General features: G+C 73.6%; 27 protein-coding genes. 14 read left to right on the forward strand and 13 right to left on the reverse strand.

What is annotated here, in order from left to right:
• Positions 1-6: 6 nt before the first annotated feature.
• The 4 genes from ACTMS9_RS10120 to ACTMS9_RS10135 form a co-directional block, all read right to left on the reverse strand.
• Complete coding sequence (locus ACTMS9_RS10120; protein ID WP_441142515.1) at positions 7-609, reverse strand: PadR family transcriptional regulator; 603 nt, start codon at positions 607-609, stop codon at positions 7-9.
• Positions 606-1,442, reverse strand: coding sequence for a DUF4097 family beta strand repeat-containing protein (locus tag ACTMS9_RS10125; RefSeq protein ID WP_441164771.1), 837 nt, complete (start codon positions 1,440-1,442; stop codon positions 606-608). Before ACTMS9_RS10125 ends, ACTMS9_RS10120 begins: the two co-directional genes overlap by 4 nt.
• 101 nt (positions 1,443-1,543) lie before the next feature.
• A complete protein-coding gene (locus ACTMS9_RS10130) occupies positions 1,544-2,479 on the reverse strand; it encodes a lysophospholipid acyltransferase family protein (protein ID WP_441164772.1) in 936 nt (311 codons plus the stop codon).
• Positions 2,476-3,255 (reverse strand): GNAT family N-acetyltransferase, encoded by a 780-nt coding sequence (locus tag ACTMS9_RS10135; RefSeq protein WP_441142512.1) that lies wholly within the window; start codon positions 3,253-3,255, stop codon positions 2,476-2,478. Before ACTMS9_RS10135 ends, ACTMS9_RS10130 begins: the two co-directional genes overlap by 4 nt.
• Before the next feature lie 179 nt (positions 3,256-3,434).
• Here ACTMS9_RS10135 and ACTMS9_RS10140 point away from each other — a divergent pair, with 179 nt between their 5' ends.
• The 7 genes from ACTMS9_RS10140 (at position 3,435) to ACTMS9_RS10170 (ending at position 13,529) form a co-directional block, all read left to right on the forward strand.
• Positions 3,435-4,106 carry a hypothetical protein gene (locus ACTMS9_RS10140; RefSeq protein WP_441164773.1) on the forward strand — a complete coding sequence of 224 codons (672 nt, stop codon included), beginning with the start codon at positions 3,435-3,437 and terminating at the stop codon, positions 4,104-4,106.
• Between the two features lie 151 nt (positions 4,107-4,257).
• Complete coding sequence (locus ACTMS9_RS10145) at positions 4,258-5,196, forward strand: ATP-binding cassette domain-containing protein (protein WP_441142510.1); 939 nt, start codon at positions 4,258-4,260, stop codon at positions 5,194-5,196.
• Positions 5,193-6,026, forward strand: coding sequence for an ABC transporter permease subunit (locus tag ACTMS9_RS10150; protein ID WP_280835925.1), 834 nt, complete (start codon positions 5,193-5,195; stop codon positions 6,024-6,026). Before ACTMS9_RS10145 ends, ACTMS9_RS10150 begins: the two co-directional genes overlap by 4 nt.
• Before the next feature lie 257 nt (positions 6,027-6,283).
• Positions 6,284-9,994 carry a multifunctional oxoglutarate decarboxylase/oxoglutarate dehydrogenase thiamine pyrophosphate-binding subunit/dihydrolipoyllysine-residue succinyltransferase subunit gene (locus tag ACTMS9_RS10155; RefSeq protein WP_441142509.1) on the forward strand — a complete coding sequence of 1,237 codons (3,711 nt, stop codon included), beginning with the start codon at positions 6,284-6,286 and terminating at the stop codon, positions 9,992-9,994.
• 89 nt (positions 9,995-10,083) lie between these two features.
• A complete protein-coding gene (locus tag ACTMS9_RS10160) occupies positions 10,084-10,263 on the forward strand; it encodes a DUF6104 family protein (RefSeq protein ID WP_088960493.1) in 180 nt (59 codons plus the stop codon).
• An 81-nt stretch (positions 10,264-10,344) separates the two neighbouring features.
• Entirely contained in the window at positions 10,345-12,411 is a 2,067-nt protein-coding gene (gene pta, locus ACTMS9_RS10165) for a phosphate acetyltransferase (RefSeq protein WP_441164774.1), read from the forward strand.
• Complete coding sequence (locus ACTMS9_RS10170; protein ID WP_441164775.1) at positions 12,408-13,529, forward strand: acetate/propionate family kinase; 1,122 nt, start codon at positions 12,408-12,410, stop codon at positions 13,527-13,529. The genes pta and ACTMS9_RS10170 overlap by 4 nt, the downstream gene beginning before the upstream one ends.
• A gap of 22 nt (positions 13,530-13,551) precedes the next feature.
• On the opposite strand, the gene ACTMS9_RS10175 is transcribed toward ACTMS9_RS10170, so the two are convergent.
• Positions 13,552-13,722, reverse strand: coding sequence for a hypothetical protein (locus ACTMS9_RS10175; RefSeq protein ID WP_280835921.1), 171 nt, complete (start codon positions 13,720-13,722; stop codon positions 13,552-13,554).
• A 158-nt stretch (positions 13,723-13,880) separates the two neighbouring features.
• Between ACTMS9_RS10175 and ACTMS9_RS10180 the strand changes: the two genes are divergently transcribed.
• Complete coding sequence (locus ACTMS9_RS10180; RefSeq protein ID WP_441164776.1) at positions 13,881-14,768, forward strand: alpha/beta hydrolase family protein; 888 nt, start codon at positions 13,881-13,883, stop codon at positions 14,766-14,768.
• A 99-nt stretch (positions 14,769-14,867) separates the two neighbouring features.
• A complete protein-coding gene (locus ACTMS9_RS10185) occupies positions 14,868-15,836 on the forward strand; it encodes an alpha/beta hydrolase family protein (RefSeq protein WP_441164777.1) in 969 nt (322 codons plus the stop codon).
• Between the two features lie 76 nt (positions 15,837-15,912).
• Here the strand turns inward: ACTMS9_RS10185 and ACTMS9_RS10190 are convergent, their stop codons facing one another.
• From ACTMS9_RS10190 to ACTMS9_RS10200, 3 genes are all read right to left on the reverse strand, one after another.
• Complete coding sequence (locus ACTMS9_RS10190; protein ID WP_441164778.1) at positions 15,913-16,875, reverse strand: zinc-binding dehydrogenase; 963 nt, start codon at positions 16,873-16,875, stop codon at positions 15,913-15,915.
• A gap of 155 nt (positions 16,876-17,030) precedes the next feature.
• Complete coding sequence (locus ACTMS9_RS10195; RefSeq protein WP_441164779.1) at positions 17,031-18,209, reverse strand: NAD(P)-dependent malic enzyme; 1,179 nt, start codon at positions 18,207-18,209, stop codon at positions 17,031-17,033.
• Positions 18,210-18,350: 141 nt separating this feature from the next.
• A complete protein-coding gene (locus ACTMS9_RS10200) occupies positions 18,351-18,704 on the reverse strand; it encodes a S26 family signal peptidase (RefSeq protein WP_441142502.1) in 354 nt (117 codons plus the stop codon).
• An 84-nt stretch (positions 18,705-18,788) separates the two neighbouring features.
• Between ACTMS9_RS10200 and sodN the strand changes: the two genes are divergently transcribed.
• The 3 genes from sodN to ACTMS9_RS10215 all read left to right on the forward strand — a co-directional run bounded on the left by sodN (position 18,789) and on the right by ACTMS9_RS10215 (position 20,208).
• On the forward strand, positions 18,789-19,193 hold the full coding sequence (gene sodN / locus ACTMS9_RS10205) for a superoxide dismutase, Ni (RefSeq protein WP_088960486.1): 405 nt from the start codon (positions 18,789-18,791) through the stop codon (positions 19,191-19,193).
• Between the two features lie 65 nt (positions 19,194-19,258).
• Positions 19,259-19,768, forward strand: coding sequence for a GNAT family N-acetyltransferase (locus tag ACTMS9_RS10210; protein WP_350797447.1), 510 nt, complete (start codon positions 19,259-19,261; stop codon positions 19,766-19,768).
• 32 nt (positions 19,769-19,800) lie between these two features.
• Positions 19,801-20,208, forward strand: coding sequence for an ATP-binding protein (locus ACTMS9_RS10215; RefSeq protein WP_154942188.1), 408 nt, complete (start codon positions 19,801-19,803; stop codon positions 20,206-20,208).
• 22 nt (positions 20,209-20,230) lie between these two features.
• Here ACTMS9_RS10215 and ACTMS9_RS10220 read toward each other — a convergent pair whose 3' ends face one another.
• Positions 20,231-20,620 carry a hypothetical protein gene (locus ACTMS9_RS10220; protein WP_210774483.1) on the reverse strand — a complete coding sequence of 130 codons (390 nt, stop codon included), beginning with the start codon at positions 20,618-20,620 and terminating at the stop codon, positions 20,231-20,233.
• 43 nt (positions 20,621-20,663) lie between these two features.
• Here ACTMS9_RS10220 and ACTMS9_RS10225 point away from each other — a divergent pair, with 43 nt between their 5' ends.
• Positions 20,664-21,614: a diacylglycerol/lipid kinase family protein gene (locus tag ACTMS9_RS10225; protein ID WP_441164780.1), complete on the forward strand. Its 951-nt coding sequence runs from the start codon at positions 20,664-20,666 to the stop codon at positions 21,612-21,614.
• A gap of 441 nt (positions 21,615-22,055) precedes the next feature.
• On the forward strand, positions 22,056-22,313 hold the full coding sequence (locus ACTMS9_RS10230; RefSeq protein WP_088960482.1) for a WhiB family transcriptional regulator: 258 nt from the start codon (positions 22,056-22,058) through the stop codon (positions 22,311-22,313).
• 127 nt (positions 22,314-22,440) lie between these two features.
• Here the strand turns inward: ACTMS9_RS10230 and ACTMS9_RS10235 are convergent, their stop codons facing one another.
• The 4 genes from ACTMS9_RS10235 to ACTMS9_RS10250 form a co-directional block, all read right to left on the reverse strand.
• Positions 22,441-23,199, reverse strand: coding sequence for a sirohydrochlorin chelatase (locus tag ACTMS9_RS10235; protein ID WP_441164967.1), 759 nt, complete (start codon positions 23,197-23,199; stop codon positions 22,441-22,443).
• A gap of 89 nt (positions 23,200-23,288) precedes the next feature.
• Positions 23,289-24,050 (reverse strand): phosphoadenylyl-sulfate reductase, encoded by a 762-nt coding sequence (locus ACTMS9_RS10240; protein WP_441164781.1) that lies wholly within the window; start codon positions 24,048-24,050, stop codon positions 23,289-23,291.
• Positions 24,047-24,208: a hypothetical protein gene (locus ACTMS9_RS10245; RefSeq protein WP_170285433.1), complete on the reverse strand. Its 162-nt coding sequence runs from the start codon at positions 24,206-24,208 to the stop codon at positions 24,047-24,049. Before ACTMS9_RS10245 ends, ACTMS9_RS10240 begins: the two co-directional genes overlap by 4 nt.
• Entirely contained in the window at positions 24,205-25,917 is a 1,713-nt protein-coding gene (locus tag ACTMS9_RS10250) for a nitrite/sulfite reductase (protein WP_334569115.1), read from the reverse strand. The genes ACTMS9_RS10245 and ACTMS9_RS10250 overlap by 4 nt, the downstream gene beginning before the upstream one ends.
• Positions 25,918-26,557: the final 640 nt, after the last annotated feature.

Raw genomic sequence — 26,557 nt, forward strand, 5'->3', positions numbered from 1 at the left:
GCCGCGTCAGCGCAGCAGCCGGCGGAGCCCGTCGAGCGCCCCGTCGAGGACCCGGATCGCCGTACGCAACTGGTTGTCGGAGAGTCGGTGCGCCCGGACCAGCCCGCCGACCTCCATGGTGAAGGCGGCCAGCCGCTGGTCGAACTCCGTCAGCAGCGGTGAGGCGGCGGGGGCGGGAGCCGGCGGCGGCACCGGCCGGTCCCAGCGGGCCTGCCGGGTCTGCCGGGCCGCCTCGCGCAGCTCGCGCTTGAGGCCCCGGACCGAGCCGCGAACCTCGGTCTGGATCTCCCCGGCGAGGGTGGAGAGGTCCTGCACCGAGGCGGTGATGTCGGCCTCCAGGGTGGCCAGCTCGGCGGCGCGCTGCCGCAGCTCCGCCCGGCCGGCCTCGGTGATCTCGTAGACCTTGCGGCCGCCGGCCGCGGTGTGGGTGACCAGCCCCTCCACCTCCAGTCGTTGCAGGCGGGGATAGATCGTGCCGGCGCTCGGGGCGTACAGGCCGAGGAAGCGGTCCTCCAGCAGCCGGATCAGCTCGTAGCCGTGCTTCGGGCCGTCGTCGAGCAGCTTGAGCAGGTAGAGCCGGAGCCGCCCGTGACTGAACACGGCGGTCACGGCAGCTCCTCCTGGTCGTCGTCCACCGGACGGGCGAGCAGCGCGATGCTGCCCGACGTCGCGGAGGCCCAGAGCTTACCCTCGCCCGCTCCCAGGACTCCCTCGCTGTCGCGCACCGCGGCCAGCCCCCGGCTGGCCAGCACCTGCGGAAAGCCGCTGGTGATGCGACCGGAGGCGGTGTGCAGCCGGACGGCGAGGTCGCTGTCCTCCCGGACCCGGACGGTGATGCTGCCGGAGATGGTGCTGAGCCGGATCTCGCTACGGCGGGGGTTGTCGAAGTCGCAGGTGATCGCGCCGGAGACGGTGCGCGCGCTGACCTGGCCCGGCGCGCTGTCGGCCAGGATGACCTCGCCGGAGACCGTCTCCAGGGTGACCTCGCCGGCCACCCCGAGCGCCTCCACCGGACCCGAGGCGATCTTCGCGGCGGTGGTGCCGCGCAGCCCCATCAGGGTGATCTGGCCGGAGGTCACCTCGGCCCGGGTCCGCCCGCGCAGCCCGGAGGCGACCAGCGAGCCGGCGATCAGGTGGAGGGTGGCCGCCACGGGGGCGGGGACCGCGACGGAGACGTCGACCCGGGGCCAGCGGGCCAGTGGGCCGACCCACCGGAACACCTCCGACCAGCGGAACTTCCGCTCCTGGACGACGCTGAGCCGGCCGTCGCGGTGCTCGACGTGGATCGGCCGGCCCTCGCCGCCGGCCTGGGTGATGTCGACCCGGGCCGGGCCGTCGGTGGCGACCACGTTGAGCCGGCCGCTGATCAGCCGCACGTCGAGCTCGGTGACCGGGTCGTCCAGGGTGAAGCGTCGCGGCTGCTCGACCGTCCAGCGGGTCATGGCATCCTCCCCTCGATGCGCACGGCCGGCGGCCCACGCTCGGGAGGAGCATAACGCGATACATCGCGATAGGACAAGACACGTCGCGAGTCGGGTACGCGTCAGGCCGCCAGGTCCAGCCTCCGTGCGGTCGCCGGCGCGGGGGTCGGGACGACCGCCCCGACGGGACCGCCGGCGGCCGGCGCGGTCACCGGCCGGAGCGCAACGGGCCGGGCCGGCACCAGGTGGACCGCAGACTCGGCGGCCCGGGCCAGCGCCCGCCGGTCCGCGTCCGGGGCCGGGTGCAGGGCCGCGGCGACCCGGACGGTGACCACCAGGTCGCGGGCGGCGAGCACCCGGCGCACCGACCGCCAGAGGGTGTCGTCGCCGAGGAAGGCGGCCGCCGTGGTGGCCTCGCCGGTCGCGGCGCGGCGGTAGCCGACGCGCAGCGGCACCACCGGCGCCCCGGCGTCGATCGCCGCCTGGAACACGGCCGGCCGGAACCCCCGCCCCGGCCGGCAGTCGCCGGCGGTCAGGGTGCCGCACCAGGTCGTACCCTCCGGGAAGACCGCGACCGGGTCACCGGCCCGCAGCGCCCCGGCGATCCTGGCGACGGTCGCCGGCAGCTCGCGGGGCCGGGCCCGGTCGACGAAGAGCGCGCCGCCCGCGCGGGCCAGCACCCCGACCAGCGGCCAGGCCCGGACCTCCCGCTTGGCCAGCATCCGGGCCGGCGTGATGGCCAGCACCGCCAGCACGTCCAGCCAGGAGACGTGGTTGGCGACCAGCAGCGCGCGCCGGCGCGGCGGCCGGCCCCGCACCTCCAGCCGCACCCCGAGGGCGCGCGCCGTCGCCCGCGCCCAGTTGCGCAGCGCGGTCGCGCGCGACGCCGCCGGCAGCACCGGCAGCAGGCCGGCCAGGCCGGCCCCCACCAGCAGCATCCCGAGTACGCCCAGCAGCCGGGCCACCCGCCGGGCGGCCGGCACGGCGGGCACCTGGCCCGACACCGGCAGGCAGTCCGGACCGCAGCCGGAGGTGGGCCGCCACAGCTCGGCGCTCACTCCTGCGCCCCGCCGAGGAAGTGCCGCAGGTAGCGCGGGTTCATCCGGTCCAGGGAGAAGAGCACGTAGAAGTCGGCCACCCCGAAGTCCGGGTCGTACGCCGGCTCCCCGGCGACCCAGGCGCCCAGCCGGAGGTAGCCGCGCAGCAGCGGCGGGATCAGCGCCTGCCCGGCGGCGCCGCCCTCGGCGGTGTCCAGCGGGACCGCCCCCGGCTCGGCGAACCAGGGCCGCAGCGGACGGACCCGCAGCAGCGGCGGGGCCAGGTGCCGGGCGCGGGCCCGGGCCCACACCTCGGCGGCGGCCCGGCCCCCGTCGCCGACCGGCACCGAGGCGCAGCCGCCCAGCCAGCGGGAGCCGCGCAGGTGCAGGTAGCGGGTGATGCCCGCCCACATCAGGTTGATCACGGCGCCCGAGCGGTGGTCGGGGTGGACGCAGGAGCGGCCGGCCTCCACCAGGACGTCGCGCAGCGGGTCCAGGGAGGTCAGGTCGAACTCGCTCTCGGCGTACCGGCGGTCGGTGCGTCCCGGCGGCAGCAACCGGTACGTGCCGACCACCGCGCCGGTGCGCTCCTCGCGCACGATCAGGTGGTCGCAGTGGGTGTCGAGGTCGTCGACGTCCAGCCCGGCCCCGCCCGGGCGCAGGGTCGCGCCCAGCTCGGTGGCGAAGACCTCGTGGCGCAGGCGTTGCGCGGCCGCGACCTGGGTGGGGTCGTCGGCGATCAGCAGGGTGTATCCGCTGGTCGTCAGGGGTGCGCCAGCGGCGTGCAGAACGGCCATGGGACCTGTGTAGGTGTCCGGGGTTGCCGGCCGCCCCGGCGAAGGATGTCGATCCGGTGAACGGCGGTCGGCGGTCCGCCCCGAATCGCCGACCCGGCTACCTGACCTTCCGCCGGGTCGGCGTGGCAGGCTGCCCGGGCGGACCCGGCGGCGGCGCCGGGCACGACGGAGGTGCGTCGATGATCATCGAGTCCCGGTTCAACGGGCCGCCCGGATCGGGCAACGGCGGGTGGAGCGCCGGGGTCTTCGCCGAGGCGTACGGGGGCGACCGGCCGGTCGAGGTGACGCTGCGCCGCCCGCCCCCGCTGGAGACCCCGCTGACCCTGGCTGACGGCGACGTCCTCGACCCGGACGGGCAGCTCGTCGCCCAGGTCCACCCGACCGACGACCCGCCCGCGGCGGTCGCCCCGGTCGACCCGGCGACGGCGGCGGCCGCCTCGGCCGCGTACCCCGGCCTGCGGGACCACCCCTTCCCCGGCTGCTACGTCTGCGGCCCGGACCGCCCGGACGGGCTGCGGATCTTCCCGGGACGGCTGCCGGACGGCCGCACCGCCGCGCCGTTCCGCGCGCCCGACCGGGTGGTGCCCGCCACGGTCTGGGCGGCGCTGGACTGCCCGGGCGGCTGGGCGGTCATCGCCCCGGGCCGGCCGTACGTCCTCGGCCGGGTCGCCGCGGTCGTCGACGCGCTGCCCCGGCCCGGCGACGAGTGCGTGGTGACCGGCGAGCTGGTCAGCGGTGAGGGGCGCAAGGCGGTCGTCCGCACCAGCCTGTACGGCCCGACCGGCGCGCTGCTCGGCCGGGCCCGGGCCACCTGGATCGCGCTGCCCCCGGAACCCGCCTCTCGTCCCTGAGGACGACCGCCTCCTGCGTGAGGTGGAGCCCGGACTACGGACCGCGCCCGATTGACCGGGTTGCGCGCCCTTGCCAGGCTGTGCCCCGGCGCTCTCCGCAACGGCGCCGCACACCGCGGCGCGTGACGCGCCGCCGCACGGGAGGAGCACGATGTCCGACGGGCAGTGGAGCCCCAGCACCGGGACCGGCCAGATCGTGGTGTCCGGACTGACGAAGCACTACAAGAACGTCCGGGCGGTGGACAACCTGTCCTTCACCGTCGAACCGGGGCGGGTGACCGGCTTCCTCGGCCCGAACGGCGCCGGCAAGACCACCACGCTGCGCATGCTGCTGAACCTCGTCACCCCGACCAGCGGTGACGCCACCGTGGACGGGGTCCGCTACGCCGACCTGACCGACCCGCTGCGGCACGTGGGCGCGGTGCTGGAGGCGTCCAGCGCGCACAAGGGCCGTACGGGCCTGAACCACCTCCGGGTGATCTGCGCCGCGGCCGGGCTGCCCCGGCAGCGCGCCGACGAGGCGCTGGCCCTGGTCGGGCTGACCCCGGCCGCCCGGCGCAAGTTCAAGGGCTACTCGCTGGGCATGAAGCAGCGGCTCGGCATCGCCGCCGCGATGCTCGGTGACCCGCGGGTGCTGATCCTGGACGAGCCGGCCAACGGGTTGGACCCGGAGGGCATCCGGTGGATGCGCGGGTTCCTCAAGAGCCTGGCCCAGGAGGGCCGCACGGTGCTGGTCTCCAGCCACCTGCTCTCCGAGATGCAGCTGCTCGCCGACGACGTGGTGATCATCGCCGCCGGCCAGCTGATCCGGCAGGGGCCGGTCGAGCAGGTGATCGGCTCGATGGCCCAGGGCGTGCGGGTGCGGGTACGCACCCCGCAGGCCGAGGAGCTCGTCGCCGCGCTGAAGGCGCAGTCGGCCACCGTCACCCCGGACGAGCACGGCGTCCTGCTGGTGGACGGGGCGGACGCCCCGACCGTCGGCCGGGTCGCCCTGGCCGCCGGGGTGGAACTGCACGAACTCACCACGGAACGACCCGACCTGGAACGGGTCTTCCTGGAGCTGACGGCCGGGAAGGCGGGCATTCGATGAACCTGGTCCGAGCCGAACTGCTCAAGATCCGTACGACCAACACGTGGTGGCTGTTCGGCCTCGGCGCGCTGGTCACCCTGGCCCTGGCGTTCCTGGTCAACGCGGTCAACGCGAACCTCAGCCTCAGCGGCCCGCAGGACGTGGAGGGCCTGCCGCGGGAGCAGGCCGAGCAGGTCCTGGCCTCGGCCGACGAGGTCTACCAGGCGGCGAACCTGTTCACCTCGGGGCAGTACTTCGGGCTGCTCTTCGTGCTGCTGCTCGGCATCATCGTGGTAACGAACGAGTTCTACCACCAGACCGCGACGACCACCTTCCTCACCACCCCGCACCGGACGGTGGTGGTCACCGCCAAGCTGGTCGCGGCGGCGCTGATCGGCGCGCTCTTCTGGCTGGTCACCACCGTGCTGACCGTGCCGGCGACGCTGATCTTCTTCGCGGCCAAGGGGTGGGACGCGCACCTGGGCGACTGGGACATCACCCGCGCGATCCTGCTCAACCTGCTGGCGTACGTGCTCTGGGGCGTCTTCGGCGTCGGCTTCGGCGTGCTGATCCGCAGCCAGATCGGGGCGACCATCACCGCCGTGGTGCTCTACCTGGTCGGCACGACGGCGGCGAACCTGATCTTCTTCCTGCTCCAGCAGTGGCTGGAGCAGGACTGGATCGGCAAGCTGGCGGTGATCGTGCCGTCCACCGCGTCCTCGCTGATGATCAGCGGCACCGAACTGCCGGGCAGCCCGCCGCAGTGGGTGGGCGCGGTGGTCCTGATCGCGTACGCCGTGGTGACCTCGGCGGCCGGCAGCCTCATCATGCGGCGCCGCGACATCGCCTGAGTCGGACCCGGGCGACGGCCCCGGTCGGTGGCGGTGACGTCACCGACCGGGGCCGTCGCGTCTATCAGGAGTCGGCGCGACACGCAGGGTTTGGCGAACTTCTGGCATCTTCTGTGAAACGGGCCACCCGTCGGAGGCGGAAATGCCTGCGGCATTCGTACGGCGTAGCCTGGGAGCCGTCTCCCGTGCGCCGGTAACCGGGCACGGGTGCCGACCGCGTGACATACGAACCCGCGTGAAAGAGGCGATTACCGGCCGTGTCGACCCAGCAGACTTCGCAGGAGAACCCACTGGCGGGTTTCGGCCCGAACGAGTGGATCGTCGAGGAGATGTACCAGCGCTACCTCGCCGACCCGTCGAGCGTCGACTCGGCCTGGCACGACTTCTTCGCCGACTACCGGCCGGCCCCGGGCGCCGCCACGCCGCGCCCCGCCGAGGAGAAGGCCCCGGCCAAGGCCGCCCCCGCCGAGCCGGCCGGCCAGCCGGAGGCCGCCGTGACCGTGGCGCAGCCGGCCGCCCCCGCCAAGCCGGCCCCCGCCGCCAAGGCCCCCGCCAAGCCGGCGCCGGCCAAGGCCGCCCCGGCCAAGCCGGCCGCCAAGGCGCCGGCCGTGAGCGGTGCGGGCACCACCCCGCTGCGCGGCGTGGCCGCCAAGATCGTGCAGAACATGGACGCCTCGCTGGCGGTGCCGACCGCGACCAGCGTGCGCGCCGTCCCGGCCAAGCTGCTGGTCGACAACCGCATCGTGATCAACAACCACCTCGCCCGCGGGCGCGGTGGCAAGGTCAGCTTCACCCACCTGATCGGGTACGCGCTGGTCCGGGCGCTGGTCGAGCACCCCGAGATGAACAACTCCTTCGCCGAGGTCGACGGCAAGCCGGCGATGGTCCGCCCGGAGCACGTCAACCTGGGCATCGCCATCGACCTGGCCAAGCCGGACGGCTCCCGCAACCTGGTGGTGCCGTCCATCAAGGCCTGCGAGCAGATGGACTTCCGGCAGTTCTGGCAGGCGTACGAGGACGTGGTCCGGCGCGCTCGCCGCAACGAGCTGACCATGGAGGACTACGCCGGCACCACCATCTCGCTGACCAACCCGGGCGGCATCGGCACGGTGCACTCGATCCCCCGCCTGATGCAGGGGCAGAGCGCCATCATCGGCGTCGGCGCGATGGAGTACCCGGCGCCGTACCAGGGCATGAGCGAGACCACCCTGGCCGAGCTGGCGGTCAGCAAGATCATCACGCTGACCAGCACGTACGACCACCGGATCATCCAGGGCGCGCAGTCCGGCGAGTTCCTCAAGGTGATGCACGAGCTGCTGCTCGGCGAGCGCGGCTTCTACGACCAGATCTTCACCTCGCTGCGCATCCCGTACGAGCCGGTGCGCTGGATGCGGGACGTCGCGGTCGACTCCGAGGGCCAGATCAACAAGACCGCGCGGGTGCACGAGCTGATCCACGCGTACCGGGTGCGCGGCCACCTGATGGCCGACACCGACCCGCTGGAGTTCAAGATCCGGAAGCACCCGGACCTCGACGTCCTCCAGCACGGGCTGACCCTGTGGGACCTCGACCGGGTCTTCCCGGTCAACGGCTTCGCCGGCCGGCAGCGGATGAAGCTGCGGGAGATCCTCGGCGTGCTGCGTGACTCGTACTGCCGCCGGGTCGGCATCGAGTACATGCACATCCAGGACCCGGAGGAGCGCCGCTGGATCCAGGAGCGGATTGAGCGCCGGTACGAGAAGCCGTCGGCCGACGAGCAGAAGCACGTGCTCAACCGGCTCAACGCCGCCGAGGCCTTCGAGACCTTCCTGCAGACCAAGTACGTCGGGCAGAAGCGCTTCTCGCTGGAGGGCGGCGAGTCGCTGATCCCGCTGCTCGGCGAGATCCTGGAGTCGTCCGCCGAGGGCGGGCTGGACGAGGTCGTCATCGGCATGGCCCACCGCGGCCGGCTGAACGTGCTGGCCAACATCGTCGGCAAGCCGTACGAGAAGATCTTCTCCGAGTTCGAGGGCCACCTGGACCCGCGCTCGACCCAGGGCTCCGGCGACGTGAAGTACCACCTGGGCCAGAACGGCAAGTTCACCACCCCGGACGGCGACCACGCGGTCAAGGTCTCGGTGGTGGCGAACCCGTCGCACCTGGAGGCCGTGGACCCGGTGCTGGAGGGCATCGTCCGGGCCAAGCAGGACCGGATCGACCTCAAGCTGGAGGGCTACACCGTGCTGCCGCTGGCGGTGCACGGTGACGCCGCCTTCGCCGGCCAGGGCGTGGTCGCTGAGACGCTCAACCTCTCCCAGCTGCGCGGCTACCGCACCGGCGGCACCGTGCACGTGGTGGTCAACAACCAGGTCGGCTTCACCACCGCCCCGGAGTACAGCCGCTCCAGCCTCTACAGCACCGACGTGGCCCGGATGATCCAGGCGCCGATCTTCCACGTCAACGGCGACGACCCCGAGGCCGTGGTCCGGGTCGCCCGGCTGGCCTTCGAGTACCGGCAGGCGTTCAACAAGGACGTCGTGATCGACATGGTCTGCTACCGCCGGCGCGGGCACAACGAGGGCGACGACCCCTCGATGTCCAACCCGGAGATGTACAAGATCATCGACTCGAAGCGCTCGGTCCGCAAGCTCTACACCGAGGAGCTGATCGGGCGGGGTGACATCACCGTGGAGGACGCGGAGGAGCTGCTGCGCGACTACCAGGGGCAGCTGGAGCGGGTCTTCAAGGCCACCCGCGACGCCGCGACCACCCCGCGCAAGCTCAGCCGGCCGCGCCGCGAGGAGGAGCCGGAGCCGCAGGTGGAGACCGCCACCGACGCCGCCGTGGTCAAGGCGATCGGCGAAGCGCACGTCAACCTCCCCGAGGGCTTCACCCCGCACAAGCGGATCCAGCAACTGCTCGACCGGCGGGCCAAGATGTCCGTCGAGGGCAACATCGACTGGGGCTACGGCGAGATCATCGCCTTCGGCGCGCTGCTGCACGACGGGGTCACCGTCCGGCTCGCCGGGCAGGACTCCCGCCGCGGCACCTTCGTCCAGCGGCACGCCTCGGTGGTGGACGCCAAGACCGGCGACGACTACCTGCCGCTGAAGTCGCTCACCGGTGACGGCGAGCGGTCCCGGTTCTTCGTGCACGACTCGCTGCTGTCCGAGTACGCCGCGATGGGCTTCGAGTACGGCTACTCGGTGGAGAACGTCAACGCGCTGGTCTGCTGGGAGGCCCAGTTCGGTGACTTCGTCAACGGCGCCCAGTCGGTGATCGACGAGTTCATCTCCTCCGGCGAGGTGAAGTGGGGCCAGCGCTCCGCGGTCACCCTGCTGCTGCCGCACGGCCACGAGGGCCAGGGCCCGGACCACACGTCGGGTCGCCCGGAGCGGTTCCTCCAGCTCTGCGCGGAGGACAACATGCGGGTGTCCATCCCGACCACCCCGGCGAACTACTTCCACCTGCTGCGTCGCCAGGCCCTGTCGCCGAAGCGCAAGCCGCTGGTGGTGTTCACGCCGAAGTCGCTGCTGCGGCACAAGCTCTGCGTCTCCTCGGTGGAGGACTTCACCACCGGCACCTTCCAGCCGGTGCTGGCCGACACCGCCGCCCCGGCGCCGGAGCAGGTGAAGCGGGTGCTGCTCTGCTCGGGCAAGGTCTACTACGACCTGTTCCAGGCCCGGGCCGAGCGCGGCGTCACCGACACCGTGATCCTCCGGATGGAGCAGCTCTACCCGCTGCCGATCGAGGAGATCCGGGCCGCGCTGGCGCAGTACCCGAACGCCGAGGACTTCGCCTGGGTGCAGGAGGAGCCGGCCAACCAGGGTGCCTGGTCGTTCGTCGCGCTCAACCTGCTGGAGCACCTGGCCGACGTCCGGCTGCGGCGGATCTCCCGCCCGGCCGCGGCGGCCCCGGCGGTCGGCTCGGCCAAGATGCACGAGGTCGAGCAGACCGCGCTGATCGAGGCGGCCCTCCCCCGCCCGTGACCTGACCGCACCGCCGAGACCCGGGGCAGCGCCGTCCGCCGACGGCCCTGCCCCGGTTCCGTCGGCACCCTCCCGACAAGGACGTACGGATGTACTTCACCGACCGTGGCATCGAGGAACTCGTCGAGCGCCGGGCCGACGAGCAGGTCAGCATCGAGTGGCTCGCCGAGCGCCTGCGCGACTTCGTCGACCTGAACCCCGAGTTCGAGACCCCCATCGAACGCTTCGCCACCTACCTGGCCCGCCTCGACGACGAGGACGACGAGTAACCCCGGGACCATCCCGTCCGGCCCGGGTGGGTGGGACGGAGGTCCCGGGCGCGGGAGCGCGTGATCTCCTAGGGTGGGGGCGTGGCCCGCAGCGTCTACCTGACCAGCGTGGGGTCCGGCGGGGGGAAGTCGACCATCGCCCTCGGCCTCGCGGAACTCCTCTCCCGACAGGTCGAGCGGATCGGCGCGTTCCGGCCGCTGGTCGCCGACACCGGCGCCGATCCGATCCTCGCCCTGCTGATCGACCGCTACCGGGTGGACCTGCCGCAGCATGAGCTGACCGGCGCCACCTACGCCGAGGCGAGCGCGCTGGTCGCCGACGGCCGCCGGGAGGAACTGATCTCCCGGATCGTCGAGCGCTACCGCAGCGTCGAACAGCGCTGCCCGGCCGTGGTCGTGGTGGGCAGCGACTTCGCCGACGGCGGCGACGGCGCGGGCCCCCGCGAGCTGGCCTTCAACGCCCGGCTGGCCACCGAGTTCGGCAGCGTGGTGGTGCCGGTGATCGACGGCTTCGGGCAGGAGCCGGAGGCGATCGCGGCGGCGGCGCGTGGGGCGTACCACGATCTGGAGGACCTGGGCGCGACGGTGCTGGCGGTGATCGCCAACCGGGTGCCCGGGCCGATGACCCTGCCGGAGCTGCCCGTCCCCGCGTACGCCATCCCGGAGGTGCCGACCGTGTCGGCGCCGACGGTGGCCGAGGTGGCGGCGGCCCTCGGCGCCATCCTGCTCGCCGGGGACGACGCCGCGCTCGACCGCGACGTGCTCGACTACGTGGTCGGCGCCGCGCACGTGCCCACCCTGCTCGACCACCTCACCGAGGGGGCGCTGGTGATCACCCCGGGCGACCGGGCGGACCTGCTGGTCGCGGCCAGCGCCGCGCACGTCGCCGGGCAGGTCTCGGTGGCCGGGCTGGTCCTCACCCTTGGCGAACAGCCCGATCCCCGGGCGATGCGGCTGGTCGAGGGGCTCAACACCGGGCTGGCGGTGCTCTCGGTACGCAGCGACAGCTACGACACGGTGGCCGCGTCCAGCCGGATCGAGGGGCGCCCGAGCCCGGCCAACCCGCGCAAGGTGGAGGCGGCGCTCGGCGCGTTCGAGGGCAACGTGGACACCGTCGACCTGGCCCGCCGGCTGCGGGTCAGCCGGTCCGAGCGGGTCACCCCGCTGATGTTCGAGTACGACCTGATCGACCGGGCCCGGGCCACCCGCCGTCGGCTGGTGCTGCCCGAGGGGGCCGAGGAGCGCATCCTGCGGGCGGCGGAGGTGCTGCTCCGGCGGGGCGTGGCCGACCTGACCCTGCTCGGCCGCCCGGACGACGTCACCCGCCGCACCCGGGAGCTGGGCATCGACGTCACCGGCGCCGACGTCGTCGACCCGGTCACCAGCGCGTGGCGCGACGAGTTCGCCGTCGAGTACGCGCGGCTGCGCGGCCACCGCGGCGTCACGGTCGAGCTGGCGCACGACGTCGTGGCCCGGCCCAACTACTTCGGCACGATGATGGTGGCCACCGGGCACGCCGACGGCATGGTCTCCGGGGCCACCCACACCACGGCGGCGACCATCCGCCCGGCGTTCGAGATCATCCGGACGGTGCCCGGGGTCTCGGTGGCCTCCAGCGTCTTCTTCATGCTGCTCGCCGACCGGGTGCTGGTCTACGGCGACTGCGCGGTCAACCCCGACCCGGACGCCGCCCAGCTCGCCGACATCGCCATGTCGTCGGCCGACACCGCCGCCCGGTTCGGCATCGAGCCCCGGGTGGCGATGTTGTCGTACTCCACCGGCGACTCGGGGGCCGGGGCGGACGTGGAGAAGGTCGCGGCGGCCACCAAGCTGGTCCGCGAGCGCCGCCCGGAGCTGCTGGTCGAGGGCCCGATCCAGTACGACGCGGCGATCGATCCGCAGGTCGCGGCGACGAAGCTGCCGCAGAGCACGGTGGCCGGCCGGGCGACGGTCTTCATCTTCCCGGACCTGAACACCGGCAACAACACGTACAAGGCGGTGCAGCGCTCGGCGGGCGCGGTCGCGGTCGGCCCGGTGATGCAGGGCCTGCGCCGGCCGGTCAACGACCTGTCCCGGGGCGCGACGGTCGCCGACATCGTCAACACGGTGGCGATCACCGCCATCCAGGCCGCCGCGGAGGCGTCATGACCGACCGGGTGCTGGTCCTCAACTGCGGTTCCTCGTCGGTGAAGTACCGGCTCTACGACGGTGAGACGGTCCGCGACTCCGGCACCGTGGAGCGGGTCGGCGAGCCGGGGGGCGGGCCGGCCGACCACGTCACCGCCGTCCGGCAGATCCTGGACCGACTCGACTTGGACGGGCTGGGTGCGGTCGGGCACCGGGTGGTGCACGGCGGCCGGCGGTTCAGCGAACCGGTGCTGATCGACGACGCGGTCCTCACCGCGATCCGGGAGCTGGTGCCGCTCGCGCCGCTGCACAACCCGGCCAACCTGGCCGGCATCGAGGTGGCCCGGGAGGCGCTGCCCGACGTGCCGCAGGTCGCCGTCTTCGACACCGCCTTCCACCATTCGCTGCCCGAGGCCGCCGCCACCTACGCCATCGACCGGGACGTCGCCGAGCGCTACGGCGTCCGCCGGTACGGCTTCCACGGCACCTCGCACGCGTACGTCTCGCGGCGCACGGCGGAGCTGCTCGGCCGGCCGTACGAGGCGCTGCACACGATCACCCTGCACCTGGGCAACGGCGCCAGCGCCTGCGCGGTCTCCGGCGGGCGCAGCGTGGCCACCTCGATGGGCATGTCCCCGCTGGAGGGCCTGGTGATGGGCACCCGCAGCGGTGACCTGGACCCGACGGTCATCTTCCACCTGCGCCGGGAGGGCGGGCTGGGGGTGGACGAGATCGACGACCTGCTCAACCACCGCAGCGGGCTGCTCGGCCTGACCGGCGCGAACGACATGCGCGAGGTGCTCCGACGGCGGGCCGCCGGGGACCCGGCCGCCGCGCTGGCCTTCGACGTCTACTGCCGCCGGATCACCGGGTACGTCGGGGCGTACTACGCGCTGCTCGGCCGGGTCGACGCGGTCACCTTCACCGCCGGCGTGGGTGAGCACTCCGCCGACGTCCGGGCCGCGGCGCTGGCCGGGCTGGACCGGCTGGGCATCGCCGTGGACCCGGCGCGCAACGCCGGCGCCGGCGACCGGGTGATCTCCCCCGACGGCGCCGAGGTCAGCGTGTGCGTGATCGGCACCGACGAGGAGCGGGAGATCGCCCGGGAGGCCCGCGTGGTGGCGGCGACCGCCGGCTGAGGGGAACCGGGTCGGCGGCGGCTCAGCCCAGGGCCAGCCAGCCGGCGACGGCGACCAGCAGCACCGCGACCGCGGCCGCGCCGGCGATCAGCGGCAGGCGGGACGCCACCTCGGCGGGCGCGGCGGGCTCCGAGTGGGCGAAGGCGCGGAACTGCTCGGTGTTGCCGCTGGGGTCCACGTACTCGTCAGACATGCCGGAGACCCTAGCGAAGCCGCGCACCCCGCACGGTCCCGCCGAACCCCGGGTGACGCTTGCGATCCGAGCGGTGGACGGGAACCGGCCGGGCGGCGGGCGGCACCCGGTCCGGACGGTGGGCCCGGGGTGGGCCGCCGGCCCCCTACCGTGCAGGGATGGGGGTGCCGCGGCCGGTCGTCGCGTTGATCACGGCGCTGCTGGCGGGCTGCGCACCGGCCAATGCCGCGGTCGGCGGGCCGCCGCCGGCCGGGCACGCCCCGGACCGGCTCCACCCGGTCGCGGTACGCACCCTCACGATCGACCCGACCGGGCCCCGGCCGCTGCCGGTGACGCTCTGGTACCCGACCGAGGGCGGGCGGGTTGCCCCGGGGCGGTTCCCGGTGGTGGTCTACAGCCACGGCCTGTGGAGCCTGCCCGAGCTGCACGCCGGGCTCACCACCCGCTGGGCGGCGGCGGGGTTCGTGGTGGCCGCGCCGACGTACCCGCACACCAACCTGCGGGCCCGGACGTTCACCCGGGCCGACGTACGGCACCAGCCGGCGGACGGCTGGCGGCTGGTGCGGCACCTGGCCCGGCTCGACGCGGGCCGGAAGGACCCGCTCGCCGGGCACCTGGACGTCAGCCGGGTCGCCGCCGCCGGCCACTCGGCGGGCGGCTTCACCACCGCCGGCATGTTCACCTCGGGGCACTCGGCCCGGCTCCGCGCCGGCATCGTGATCGCCGGCGGCGGGCTGGCCGGCAGCTTCGCCGGGCCGGCCGCTCCCCTGCTCTTCGTGCACGGCACCGCCGACCCGGTGGTGCCGCTGGGCGTCGGTCGGGCCGCGTACGACCGGGCCGGCCCGCCGGCGGCCTTCCTGAGCGTGCTCGGGCAGGGGCACGGCGAGTACCTGACCCCGGGCGGCCCCGGCTTCGACCAGGTGCTCGCCACCACCACGGACTTCCTCCGCTGGACGCTCTACGACGATCGGGAGGCGGCCCGACGCCTGCCGGCCGACGCCCTCCGGCCCGGCGTCACCGCCCTCGACGACCGCCTGCGTCCCTGAGCGCGGGCGCCCGGCGGTCCGGCCACCGACGGTCCGCCGCAGGTCACACTGCGTCCAACAGTGGCCGGGCACCCCGGTGACCGGGGCACAATCGGATTCATGTCCCGTCGCCCCACCCCGGTCCTGCTCGCCACCGCCCTGCTCTCCGTCGGCCTCGCCGGCTGCTCGGCGGCTCCCGCCCCGACCGCCCGGCCGGCCGCCCCGCCGGAGCCGCCGAAGGCCACCACCCCGGCGCCGCAGGTACCCGCCGGCACCGCGCCGGGGAAGACCTTCGCCGTCGGCGTACGGCAGGTGAAGCTGAACCGGGACGGTGACCGCCCGCTGCCGGTGACCCTCTGGTACCCGGCCCGGGGCGCAACCGGTGGCGGGCCGGAGCGGGGGGCGGACGTGGCGGACGGGCGGTTCCCCGTGGTGATGTTCAGCCACGGCCTGAACGGCCGGCCGGACGACTACGCGGAGCTGCTCACCCGGTGGGCGGCGGCCGGGTTCGTGGTGGCCGCGCCGACCTTCCCGCACACCAGCCGGGGCGCCGACGGCAACGTGCTCGACGTGCTCAACCAGCCCGCCGACGTCTCGTACGCGCTGGACAAGGTGCTCGCGCTGGACGCGAAGGCCGGCGACCCGCTGCGCGGCCGGCTGGCCACGGACCGGGTTGCCGCGGCCGGGCACTCGGCCGGCGGGGTGACCACCATCGGCCTCTTCACCGCCGGCCGGGACGAGCGCCTCGACGCCGGGGTGGTCTTCGCCGGGACCGCGCTCGGGGTCGGCACCGCCTTCGCCGGGGCCGCCGCGCCGCAGCTCTTCGTGCACGGCGAGGCCGACGAGGTGGTCGACTACGCCGCCGGCAAGGCGGTGTACGACGCGGTCCCCTGGCCGAAGGCGATGCTGAGCCTGCCGAAGGGCGACCACGGCCGGGCCCTGCTCAGCGACGGCGCGGCGCTGCGGGTGGTCTCCGACACCACGTCGGAGTTCCTCCGCTGGACCCTCTACGGCGACGCGGCGGCCCGGGACCGCCTCCCCGCCGACGCCGCCCGCGGCAACCTCGCCACCCTCGACGACCACCTCTGAGGCACTTTCCGAGAAAGAGTGGCCATCCGACGCGGAATGGCCACTCTTTCTCGGAAGGTGCGGGGAGCTTGGGGGGTCAGGCGGTGTGGTCGATGACGACCTTGCCGAAGACGTCACCGGAGTGCAGGCGGGCGAAGGCGTCCTCGACCTTGCTGAACGGCACCACGCTGTCCACCACCGGGCGCACCTCGTGCTCGGCGCAGAAGGCCAGCAGGTCGGTCAGCTCGTCCGGGGTGCCCATGGAGGTGCCGAGGATCTCCAGCTGCATGGCGAAGACCCGCCGCAGGTTGATCTTCGGCTCGTGCCCGGCGGTCGCACCGGAGACCACGATCCGGGCCAGCGGGGCGGCGGACTTCAGCGAGTGGTCGAAGGTGGCCGCGCCGACCGTCTCGATCACCACGTCGACCCGCTCGGGCAGGCGTGCGCCGGGTTCCAGCGCGGTCGCCCCGAGGGCGGCGATCCGCTCCCGCTTGCCGGCGTCCCGGCTGGTCGCGTACACCCGCTTGCCGTGCCCCACGGCGAGCGCGACGGCCGCGGTGGCCACGCCGCCGCCGGCACCCTGGACCAGCACCGACTCGGCGTCGTCGATCCGGCCCTTGGTGGTCAGCATCCGCCACGCGGTCAGCCAGGCCGTCGGCAGGCAGGCCGCGTCGGTCGCCGACAGGCCCGTCGGCAGCGGGATCAGGTTCACCCGGGGTACGGCCACCCGCTCGGCGAGGGTGCCGGCGAAGTGCTCGGAGAGGATGGAGACGCCACGTGGGTCGCCGGGGGTGGGCACCACCGGGTAGATGACCACCTCGTTGCCGTCCGGGTCGGTGCCGACCGCGTCGCAGCCCAGGATCATCGGCAGCTGGTCGGGGGCCAGGCCCACCCCGCGCAGGGACCACAGGTCGTGGTGGTTGAGCGAGCTGGCCCGCACCTGCACGGTCACCCAGTCTTCCTCCGGGTGGGTCGGCTCGGGACGCTCGCCGACCGTCAACGCGGCGAGCGGATTGTCGGTGTCGAAGCTCGAGGCATAGGCGGCACGCATGGTCGGCACCGTAACAAGGAGAACCGCCGCCGACACAGGACCTACCCCACAACCCCGCCCCCGCCCCCGGTCACCACCCCCGCACATTCAGAGAAAGAGTGGCCTCCCGGCGTCAGGAGGCCACTCTTTCTCGGAAACTGCGTGTCCCGGTGGGCGGAGCGCGGTCAGGCGCGGGTGACGCCGTCGCGCCGGGCCGCCTCGGCGACCGCCGCCGCCACCGCGGGAGCCACCCGGGGGTCGAGCGGGGAGGGCACGATCGCGTCGGCGGTGAGCGACTCGGCCACCACCCCGGCGATCGCGTCCGCCGCGGCCACCTTCATCCCGTCGGTGATCCGGGTGGCCCGGGCGTCCAGCGCACCCCGGAACACGCCGGGGAACGCCAGCACGTTGTTGATCTGGTTGGGGTAGTCGCTGCGGCCGGTCGCCACCACCGCGACGTGCCGGGCGGCCACCTCGGGGTGCACCTCGGGGGTGGGATTGGCCAGCGCGAAGACGATGCCGCCGGGCGCCATGCCGGCGATCGCCGCCTCGGGGATCTGCCCGCCGGAGACGCCGACCAGCACGTCCGCGCCGCGCAGCGCCTCGGTGATGTCACCCTCGCGGCCCTCGGCGTTGGTGGACTCCGCCAGCTCGGCCTTGGTGCCGGTCAGCCCGGCGCGGTGCCGGCCGATGATGCCCTTGGAGTCGCAGACCACCACCTGGTCGGGGTTCACGCCGCCGGCGACCAGCATCTTCGTCACCGCCACCCCGGCCGCGCCGGCGCCGCTGACCGCCACCCGCAGGTCGCCGAGCTTGCGGTTGAGCAGCGCCGCCGCGTTGCGCAGCGCGGCCAGCACGACGATCGCGGTGCCGTGCTGGTCGTCGTGGAAGACCGGGATGGCCAGCGCCTCGTCCAGCCGGCGCTCCACCTCGAAGCAGCGGGGGGCGCTGATGTCCTCCAGGTTGATCCCGCCGAAGGAGGGGGCGAGCGCCTTCACCGTCGCCACGATCTCGTCCACGTCCTGGGTGTCCAGACAGATCGGTACCGCGTCCACGCCGGCGAACTGCTTGAACAGCACCGCCTTGCCCTCCATCACCGGCAGCGCGGCGCGCGGGCCGATGTTGCCGAGGCCGAGTACGGCCGAGCCGTCGGTGACGACCGCGACGGTGTGCGACACCCACGTGTAGTCGTCGGCCAGGGCCGGGTCGGCGGCGATCGCCTCGCAGACCCGGGCGACGCCCGGGGTGTAGGCGAGGGAGAGGTCCTCGCGGCTGGTCAGCGGGACCGTCGAGGTGACGGCCATCTTGCCGCCGACGTGCAACCGGAAGACGGGATCAGCGGGATCCACGGTGGACGCAGACATGGTGACTCCAGGATCTGTCGAGCAGACGGAGCGGCCGGCGCGGGCGCGAGGTGAGGCGCCTGGCGGCGGCACGCGGTGCGGGGGGTCACCCGGGCACTTTCCGAGCATAGTCACGCCAGGGGTGCGCCGATGTGAGCAGGGTCATAACGGGTCGCGTGGCAGCCGACCGGGGCGGGGCCAGTAGCGGCACACCACCCGTCCGAGCACGTCGGCCACCCCGTACGCCCGGGAGTCGTCGGTGACGAGTTCGTTGTCGCCGCGTACCCACCAGCCGCCGTCCTGCCGGCGGACCGCGCGCTTGACCACCAGCAGGTCGGGCCGGGTCCGGAAGACCGCGACCACGACGTCGCCCGGCCGGACCGACCGGCCGACCCGACGGACCAGTACGGCGTCCCCGTGCCGCAGCGTGGGCGCCATGGACGGACCGGTCACCCCGACGGCCGTGAGCCACCGGCGCAGCCGCGCCGCCGCCGGGCCCGCCCCCTCGACCGTCACCAGGTTTCCCCTCCACCCCTGCCGGGGACGCCCCCAGGAGTAATGTCGGCTTGGATCATCGCAAACATCCCGTGGAGGACCCAGATGCGACTTCCCCGCATCCTTACGCCCCGTCTGACCGCCAGCGCCCACTGCGACCTGCCGTGCGGCGTCTACGACCCGGCGCAGGCCCGGATCGAGGCCGAGTCGGTCAAAATGATCTGCGAGAAGTACCAGGCGAACACCGACCCGGAGTTCCGCACCCGGGCCATCATCATCAAGGAGCAGCGGGCCGAGCTGGTCAAGCACCACCTCTGGGTGCTGTGGACCGACTACTTCAAGCCGGCCCACTTCGAGAAGTACCCGCACCTGCACCAGCTCTTCAACGAGGCCACCAAGATGGCCGGCGCGGCCGGCGCCAAGGGCGCGACCGACCCGAGCAAGGCCGACGAGCTGCTGCAGAAGATCGACGAGATCTCGAAGATCTTCTGGGAGACCAAGAAGGCGTGACCCTGGCCTCCCCGGCACCGACGATCCGGCCGGCGCGTCCCGCGGACGTGCCGGCCGTCGTCGCGATGGTGCACGAACTCGCCGACTACGAGCGCGCCGCCGACCAGTGTCGGCTGACCGAGGAACAGCTCACCGCCGCCCTGTTTGCGACTGCTCCAGGTCGCGGCGCGGCGTCAGACGCGCCGAGCTGGAGTAGTCGTAGCCCGGCGCCGGCGTTGTTCGGGCACGTCGCGGTGGACGACCGGGACGAGCCGGTCGGGTTCGCGCTCTGGTTCCTCAACTTCTCCACCTGGGCCGGCGTGCACGGCGTCTACCTGGAGGACCTGTACGTCCGCCCCGAGCACCGGGGCACCGGCGCCGGCCGGCTGCTGCTCGCCGCGCTCGCCGCGATCTGCGTGGAGCGGGGCTACGAGCGGCTGGAGTGGTGGATGATCAACTGGAATCCGGCGGCCCGCTTCTACGCCTCCATCGGCGCGGTGCAGCTCGACGAGTGGGTGCCGTACCGGCTCAGCGGGCCGGCGCTGCACGGGCTCGCCGCCCAGTCGACCTCGGCCCCCGCCCGGCCGGACGCCTGAGGGGGTAGAGTCCCCGACCGGGGGGATGAGGCGTGACTCAACTGACCGGCCAGCCGACGACCGACGACGACGTCGTGCACCTCACGGTGCCCGCCGACGGCGGCTACCTCGGCGTGCTGCGCACCGCCACGGCGGGGCTCGCGGCCCGCCTCCAGTTCGCCCTCGACGAGATCGAGGACCTGCGCATCGCCGTCGACGAGGCCTGCGCGATGCTGCTCGCCATCGCCACCCGCGACGCCGAACTGGAGTGCCGCTTCTCGGTCACCGAGGACGCGCTCACCGTCGAGGTGACCGTGCCGACCGTGCGGGGCGCCACGCTGCCGTCGGAGTCCTCGTTCGCCTGGAAGGTGCTCACCGCGCTGACCACCGCCGCCTTCGCGGACGCGGCCGACGGCCGGGCCACCATCTCGCTGCTGACCCGGCGCTCCTCCGGCTACTGAGCCGCCGGGCGGCCCGCGGCGGTCACCGGAAGCCCAGGGCGCGCGTCGTGGGCGGGCTGACCAGCAGCGCGCAGACGCCGACCCCGAGGACCATCAGCGGTACGCCGAGCCACCCCAGGCCGCCGGAGATCATGAACCAGCCGACCGGCAGCAGCATCAACTGGAGCACCATCGCCGGCGCGCGGGCACCGGCCCGGCGACGGGCCAGCGCCGCGCCGAGAGCCCAGAGGGCGGCGGCGCCGGCGAACGCGAACCCGGTCACGAAGAGTGCCGACACCAGATCGGTCTTGGTGGCGGTCAGGTCGGCCCAGATCAGCCAGGCGGCCAGCAGCGCCAGCGCGACCGCCTCGCCGCGCAGCAGCCGTACCGCCCAGCGCAGCGTGTCGGGCACCGGGCCGGAGTCGATGGTCACGCGCGCCACGATACCCGTGACGGATCGGGGTACAGTGCCGCCCATGCGGGCCGTCCTGGTGGTCAATCCGAAGGCCACCACCACCAGCGAGCGCAGCCGGGACGTCCTGGTCCGGGCCCTGCGCAGCGAAGTAGACCTGTCGGTGCGGTACACCCGGCGACGGGGTCACGCCATGGACATCGCCCGGGAGGCGGTCGCCGAAGGGGTCGACGTCGTCGTCACGCTGGGTGGCGACGGGACGGTCAACGAGGTGGTGAACGGCCTGATGAAGGCCGCGCCGCCGGCCACCCGCCCCGGCGGTACGCCCGCCGAGCGACTGCCCGCGCTGGCCACCGTGCCGGGTGGTTCGACCAACGTCTTCGCCCGCGCCCTGGGGCTGCCCCGGGAGTGGCCGGAGGGCACCAGCATGATCCTCGAAGGGCTGCGGCTGGGCCGCTCCCGCACGATCGGGCTGGGTCGCGCCGACGACCGCTACTTCACCTTCTGCGCCGGCTTCGGAGTGGACGCGGCGGTGATCCACCGGGTGGAACAGGCCCGCAAACGCGGTCGCGTCTCCACCCCGGCGCTCTACTTCCGCTCCACGCTCAGCCAGTACTTCCTCGACTCCGACCGGCGGCACCCGGCGATCACCCTGGAGCGCCCCGGTGAGGCGGCCGAGGCTGAGCTGGCCACGGTGATAATCCAGAACTGCGCCCCGTGGACGTACCTGGGCGAGCGGGAGATCAATCCGAATCCGGAGGCCTCGTTCGATCTGGGGCTCGACGTGATGGCGCTGCGTCAGCTCCGGGTGGCCAGCACCACACGCACAGTGACGCAGTTCCTGTCCCGGCACCCCGATCCGCGCGGCAAGCAGGTGCTCCGGCTGCACGACGTGCCCGAGTTCACGCTGATCAGCGCTCGCCCGCAAGCGTTCCAGCTCGACGGGGACTACCTTGGCGAACGGGAGAAAGTCAGATTCACATCCGTTCCCGACGCACTGAGAGTAATCTGCTAGGTCTCGGGTAACGCCCTAGGTTGACGGTCGTTACACCGCACGACGCGGTGGCCGCCACAACGAGGGGTTGGTGCCGGAAATGTCAGCAATGTCACGCGCACTGTACTATATTGATCCTCGACTGTGGTACGCCGGGTAACCAGGGACGCCTGGAATCCGGACAAAAGGGTCGTGAGCTTGCTCACCGTGCGGAGTTTTTCCGCGCGGCACCCTTGACATCGACAGCGTTCGTGAAAGTATTCACAAGCGAACTTGAGTTACCGGGACATTGCCTGGATATGCTCGGCAGGTTGAGCTGTTCCAGCAGGTCCAGGGACTGCACAAGCCTGCTCACGCACTGCCGAATAGTCAGACGCGAACCGTCACGACCGGCACTGCGGACGCATATAAGAAAAGCACCAGCGTTTCTGCCACCCATCCAGAATGAGGAGTGTTGCCGCCATGGACTGGCGCCACGATGCCGTCTGCCGCGACGAGGACCCGGAGCTGTTCTTCCCGATCGGGACGTCCGGTCCGGCCCTCCTGCAGGTGGAGCAGGCCAAGGCCGTCTGCCGGCGCTGCCCGGTGACCGACCACTGCCTGCAGTGGGCGCTGGAGTCCGGTCAGGACGCCGGCGTCTGGGGCGGGATGAGCGAAGAGGAGCGCCGCGCGGTGAAGCGCCGCGGCGGCATCCGGGTGCTGCGCGCTCACTCTGCCTGACCCACCACACAGTCGTACGCCCCGGCCGGGTTCCACCGGTCGGGGCGTTCTGCTGTCCGGACGCCGCACGGCTGCTCCGATACCCGGCCGGGCACCGATCCGATCATCGACGGGACGGTGAGCCCGGTCACCACCGCTGCACCGCATCGACCCGCCGCAGCACCAGCTCGGCCAGCTCGGGCGTATCGGTCAGCGGCCCGCTGACCGCCACCGCACCGGCCCGGCAGGCCGCCGCCACCACCCCGTCGTGGAAGAGCCCCGGGGCCAGGAAGTACGCCGCCACGGCCACCCGCCGGGCGCCGGCGGCGCGCAGCCGGGCCACCGCCACGTCGGTCGTCGGCGGCGCCGCCGAGGCGTACGAGACGGTGCAGGGGACCCCCAGTTCGGCGGCGAGCGCCGCGGCGACCCGACCCACCGAGCCGCGCGCCCGGGCGTCCCGGGTGCCCGCCGCCGCCAGCACCAGGGCGTCGAAGTCGTCCGGCTCCGCCTCCGCCAACCGCCGCCGCAGCCCGGCCAGCAGCCGGGCGTCGACCGTGCCGTCGGCGGGGCCGAGCACGTCGGTGACGCGTACCGCCAGCTCCGGCGCCGTGTCGCGAGCCGCCACCACCGCCGCCGGGATGTCCACCCGCCGGTGGTAGGCGGCGGTGAGCAGCAGCGGCACCAGCACCGCCCGGGTGTGCCCCGCCACGGCCAGCCCGCGCAGCACCGCCGTCGGGTCCGGTGCGGTGTGGTCCAGCCAGCTCGGCAGGACGGCCGTGCCGGGCCGGGCCGCCTCGACCGCCCGGGCCAGCGCCCGGGTCGCCTCGGCCGCCCGGGGATCCCGGCTGCCGTGCGCCACCAGCACCACCGGCGGACGGCCGCCGCCCGGCCCCGGGCAGGGCCGGATCCCCCGCGCCGGCGCCGAATGGTCGCCGACCGGCACGGCCGGTCCGCTGGCCCCCGGCGCGGTCTCCCCCGCGCCGGGAACCGGCCCGGTCAGACGTGCAGGCCGCACTCGGTCTTCTCGAACATGGCCCAGCGGCCGGCCCGCGGGTCCTCACCCGCCTTGGTGCGGCGGGTGCACGGCCAGCAGCCGATCGAGCCGTAGCCGCGACTGAACAGCTCGTTGACCGGGATGTCGTACCGGGAGATGTAGGAGTCCACGTCGGCCTGGGTCCAAGCCGCGATCGGGTTGACCTTCACCTTGCCGCGCCGGGCATCGAAGGTCACCACCGGCGTGTTCGCCCGGGTGGGCGACTCGTCCCGACGCAGCCCGGCGGCCCAGGCGTCGTACCCGGCCAGGGCCCGCTCCAGCGGCTCCACCTTGCGCAGCTGGCAGCAGTCGTCGGGCGAGCGGTTGAACAGCCGGGGGCCGTACTCGCCGTCCTGCTGGCCCACGGTGAGCCGGGGGCGGATCGAGCGGACGTTGACCGGCAGCCGGCGGGCCACCTCGTCGCGCACCTTCAGCGTCTCTGGGAAGTGCAGCCCGGTGTCGAGGAAGACCACGTCCACCCCGGGGGCGACCCGGGAGACCAGGTGCGCCAGCACCGCGTCCGCCATCGAGCTGGTCACGCAGAACCGGTCGCCGAAGGTCTCGGCGGCCCAGCGGGCGATCTCCAACGCCGGGGCGCCCTCCAGCTCCCGGCCCGCCCGCTCGGCCAGCGCGCGCAGCTCCTCCGGGTCACGCCGCGCCGGTTCGGCCGGCAGCGGGCCGCCGATGCCGACCAGGCCCAGGCTCGTAGCGGAGGCCAGGTTCATCGGGCCACCACCTTGGCGAGCAGGCCGGTGAACCGCACCGTGAAGACGCGGGCGCAGGCGTGGCACTCCCAGGCGCCGTGCCCGGCCTCGTTCGGCCGCAGGTCCTCCTCGCCGCAGTACGGGCAGTACAGCGGCGCGGAACGGGTTTCGCTACTCATCGAAGCTCCTCCTCGTCGACCCTGATCACCCAGTTGGCGAACGTCTCGCCCTCGCTCCGGCCGGCCAGGTAGCGGCGGGCCAGTCGTTCCACGTACTCCGGGAGCTCCTCGGCGGTGGTCTTGAGGCCGCGCAGCTTGCGCCCGAAGCCGGCCGTCTGCCCCTGGGCCATGCCCAGCCCGCCGCCGAGGTGCACCTGGAAGCCCTCCACCTGCCGGCCGTCCGGGCCGACCACCAGCTGCCCCTTGAGGCCGATGTCGGCGACCTGGGTGCGGGCGCAGGCGTTCGGGCAGCCGTTGAGGTGGATGGAGATGTCGGCGTCGAAGTCGCGCAACCGCTCCTCCAGCCGGGCCACCAGTTCCTCGCCGCGTCGCTTGGTCTCGACGATGGCCAGTTTGCAGAACTCGATGCCGGTGCAGGCCATGGTGCCGCGCCGCCAGGCCGACGGCCGGGCCTCCAGGCCGATCCCGCGCAGCGCGTCGACCAGGGACTCCGTCCGCTCCGGCGGCACGTCGAGCACCAGCAGCTTCTGGTACGGGGTGAGCCGTACCCGGTCGCTGCCGTGCGCCTCGACCGTGTCGGCCAGCTGGGCGAGCTGACTGCCGGAGACCCGCCCGACCACCGGGGCGGCCCCGACGTAGTTGCGACCGTCGCGCTGGCGGTGCACGCCGATGTGGTCGACCGGCTTGTCGGGCAGCTCCGGGGCCGGGCCGTCGAGCAGGGTCCGGCCCAGGTACTCCTTCTCCAGCACCTCGCGGAACTTCTCCACGCCCCAGTCGGCGACCAGGAACTTCAGCCGGGCCCGGTTGCGCAGCCGGCGGTACCCGTAGTCGCGGAAGATGCCGACCACGCCGGCCCACACGTCCGGCACCTCGTTCAGCGGCACCCAGACGCCCAGCCGCTTGGCCAGCATCGGGTTGGTGGAGAGGCCGCCGCCGACCCAGACGTCGAAGCCGGGGCCGTGCTCCGGGTGGTCGACCCCGAGGAAGGCGACGTCGTTCGCCTCGTACGGGGTGTCGACCAGCCAGGAGATCGTCGTCTTGAACTTGCGCGGCAGGTTCGAGTACGCCTTGTCGCCGACGTACCGGCGGACGATCTCGTCGATCGCCGGGGTCGGGTCGAGCACCTCGTCGCGGGCCACCCCGGCGACCGGGCTGCCGAGCACGATTCGCGGGCAGTCACCGCACGCCTCGGTGGTCTGCAGGCCGACCGACTCCAGCCGGCGCCAGATCTCCGGCATGTCCTCGACCCGGATCCAGTGGTACTGGATGTTCTGCCGGTCGGTGATGTCGGCGGTGTCCCGGGCGAACTCGCGGGAGATGTCGGCGATCACCCGGAGCTGGGCCAGGTTGAGCTGGCCGCCGTCGACCCGCACCCGGAGCATGAAGAACTCGTCCTCCAGCTCGTGCGGCTCCAGCACGGCGGTGCGCCCGCCGTCGATGCCGGCCTTGCGCTGGGTGTAGAGGCCCCACCAGCGGAACCGGCCACGCAGGTCCTGCGGGTCGATGGCGGCGAAGCCGCGGTGGGCGTAGATGTTCTCGATCCGGGCCCGGACGTTCAGCGGGTCGTCGTCCTTCTTGATCCGCTCGTTGGCGTTGAGCGGCTCGCGGTGGCCGAGCGCCCACTGCCCCTCGCCGCGCGGACGACGGGCTGCCCGGGCGGCGGGTGCCGCCGGGGTCTCCGGGCGGGCCGGGGTGCTGCTGACCGCCATCGCGGCGTCCTCCGTTGTCTGCTGTGCCTCGGTGGGATACGCGGGCGCGGCGGCCGACCCGTGGGACGGGCCGAGGACAACGGTGTCGGAACGGCCGGCGCGCAGTACGCGCCCGAGACGGATGGGTCGGGCGTCGTCAGTGGGCCGGACAGATCGCGCTGCGCACGCGGCCGTAGTCGACGTGGCGACGGGCCACGAAGCGGCGGACGACAGCGGCGGTCATGGGGCCATGCTGCCACACCCCTGGGGGGCCGGCCAACGAGCGCGTGCGCCATCCCACATCACGGGCCGCGGCCGCCGCCGGCACCGCCCCCGCGCTGCGACCGCCTCCGCCAGCCCTTCGACCTCCGCGAATGGGTTGCCCGGGCAGGGCCCGCATCTGCCGGTGTTCCCTCACGCCCAGTGCTTCCTCACGCCCGACGGTCTTTCAGGCCCGGTACTTCTTCCCGACGTCCTTCAGGCCCGCTGCTTCTTCACGCCCGGCCCTTCAGGCCCGGTGGTTCTTCAGGCCCGGTGGTTCTTCCGGCCCCGTGGTCTCCACGGCCCCTGCTGGTCGACACGGCCTCCCCCACTCCTCGGGCGGCCCCTGATCGGCTCGGGTCCCTGCCATCACCTGCCCTGCGCCGGCCCTTTCGAGCTG

Source organism: Micromonospora sp. L31, assembly GCF_052068075.1.
In the GTDB taxonomy this organism is placed as follows: domain Bacteria; phylum Actinomycetota; class Actinomycetes; order Mycobacteriales; family Micromonosporaceae; genus Micromonospora; species Micromonospora purpureochromogenes.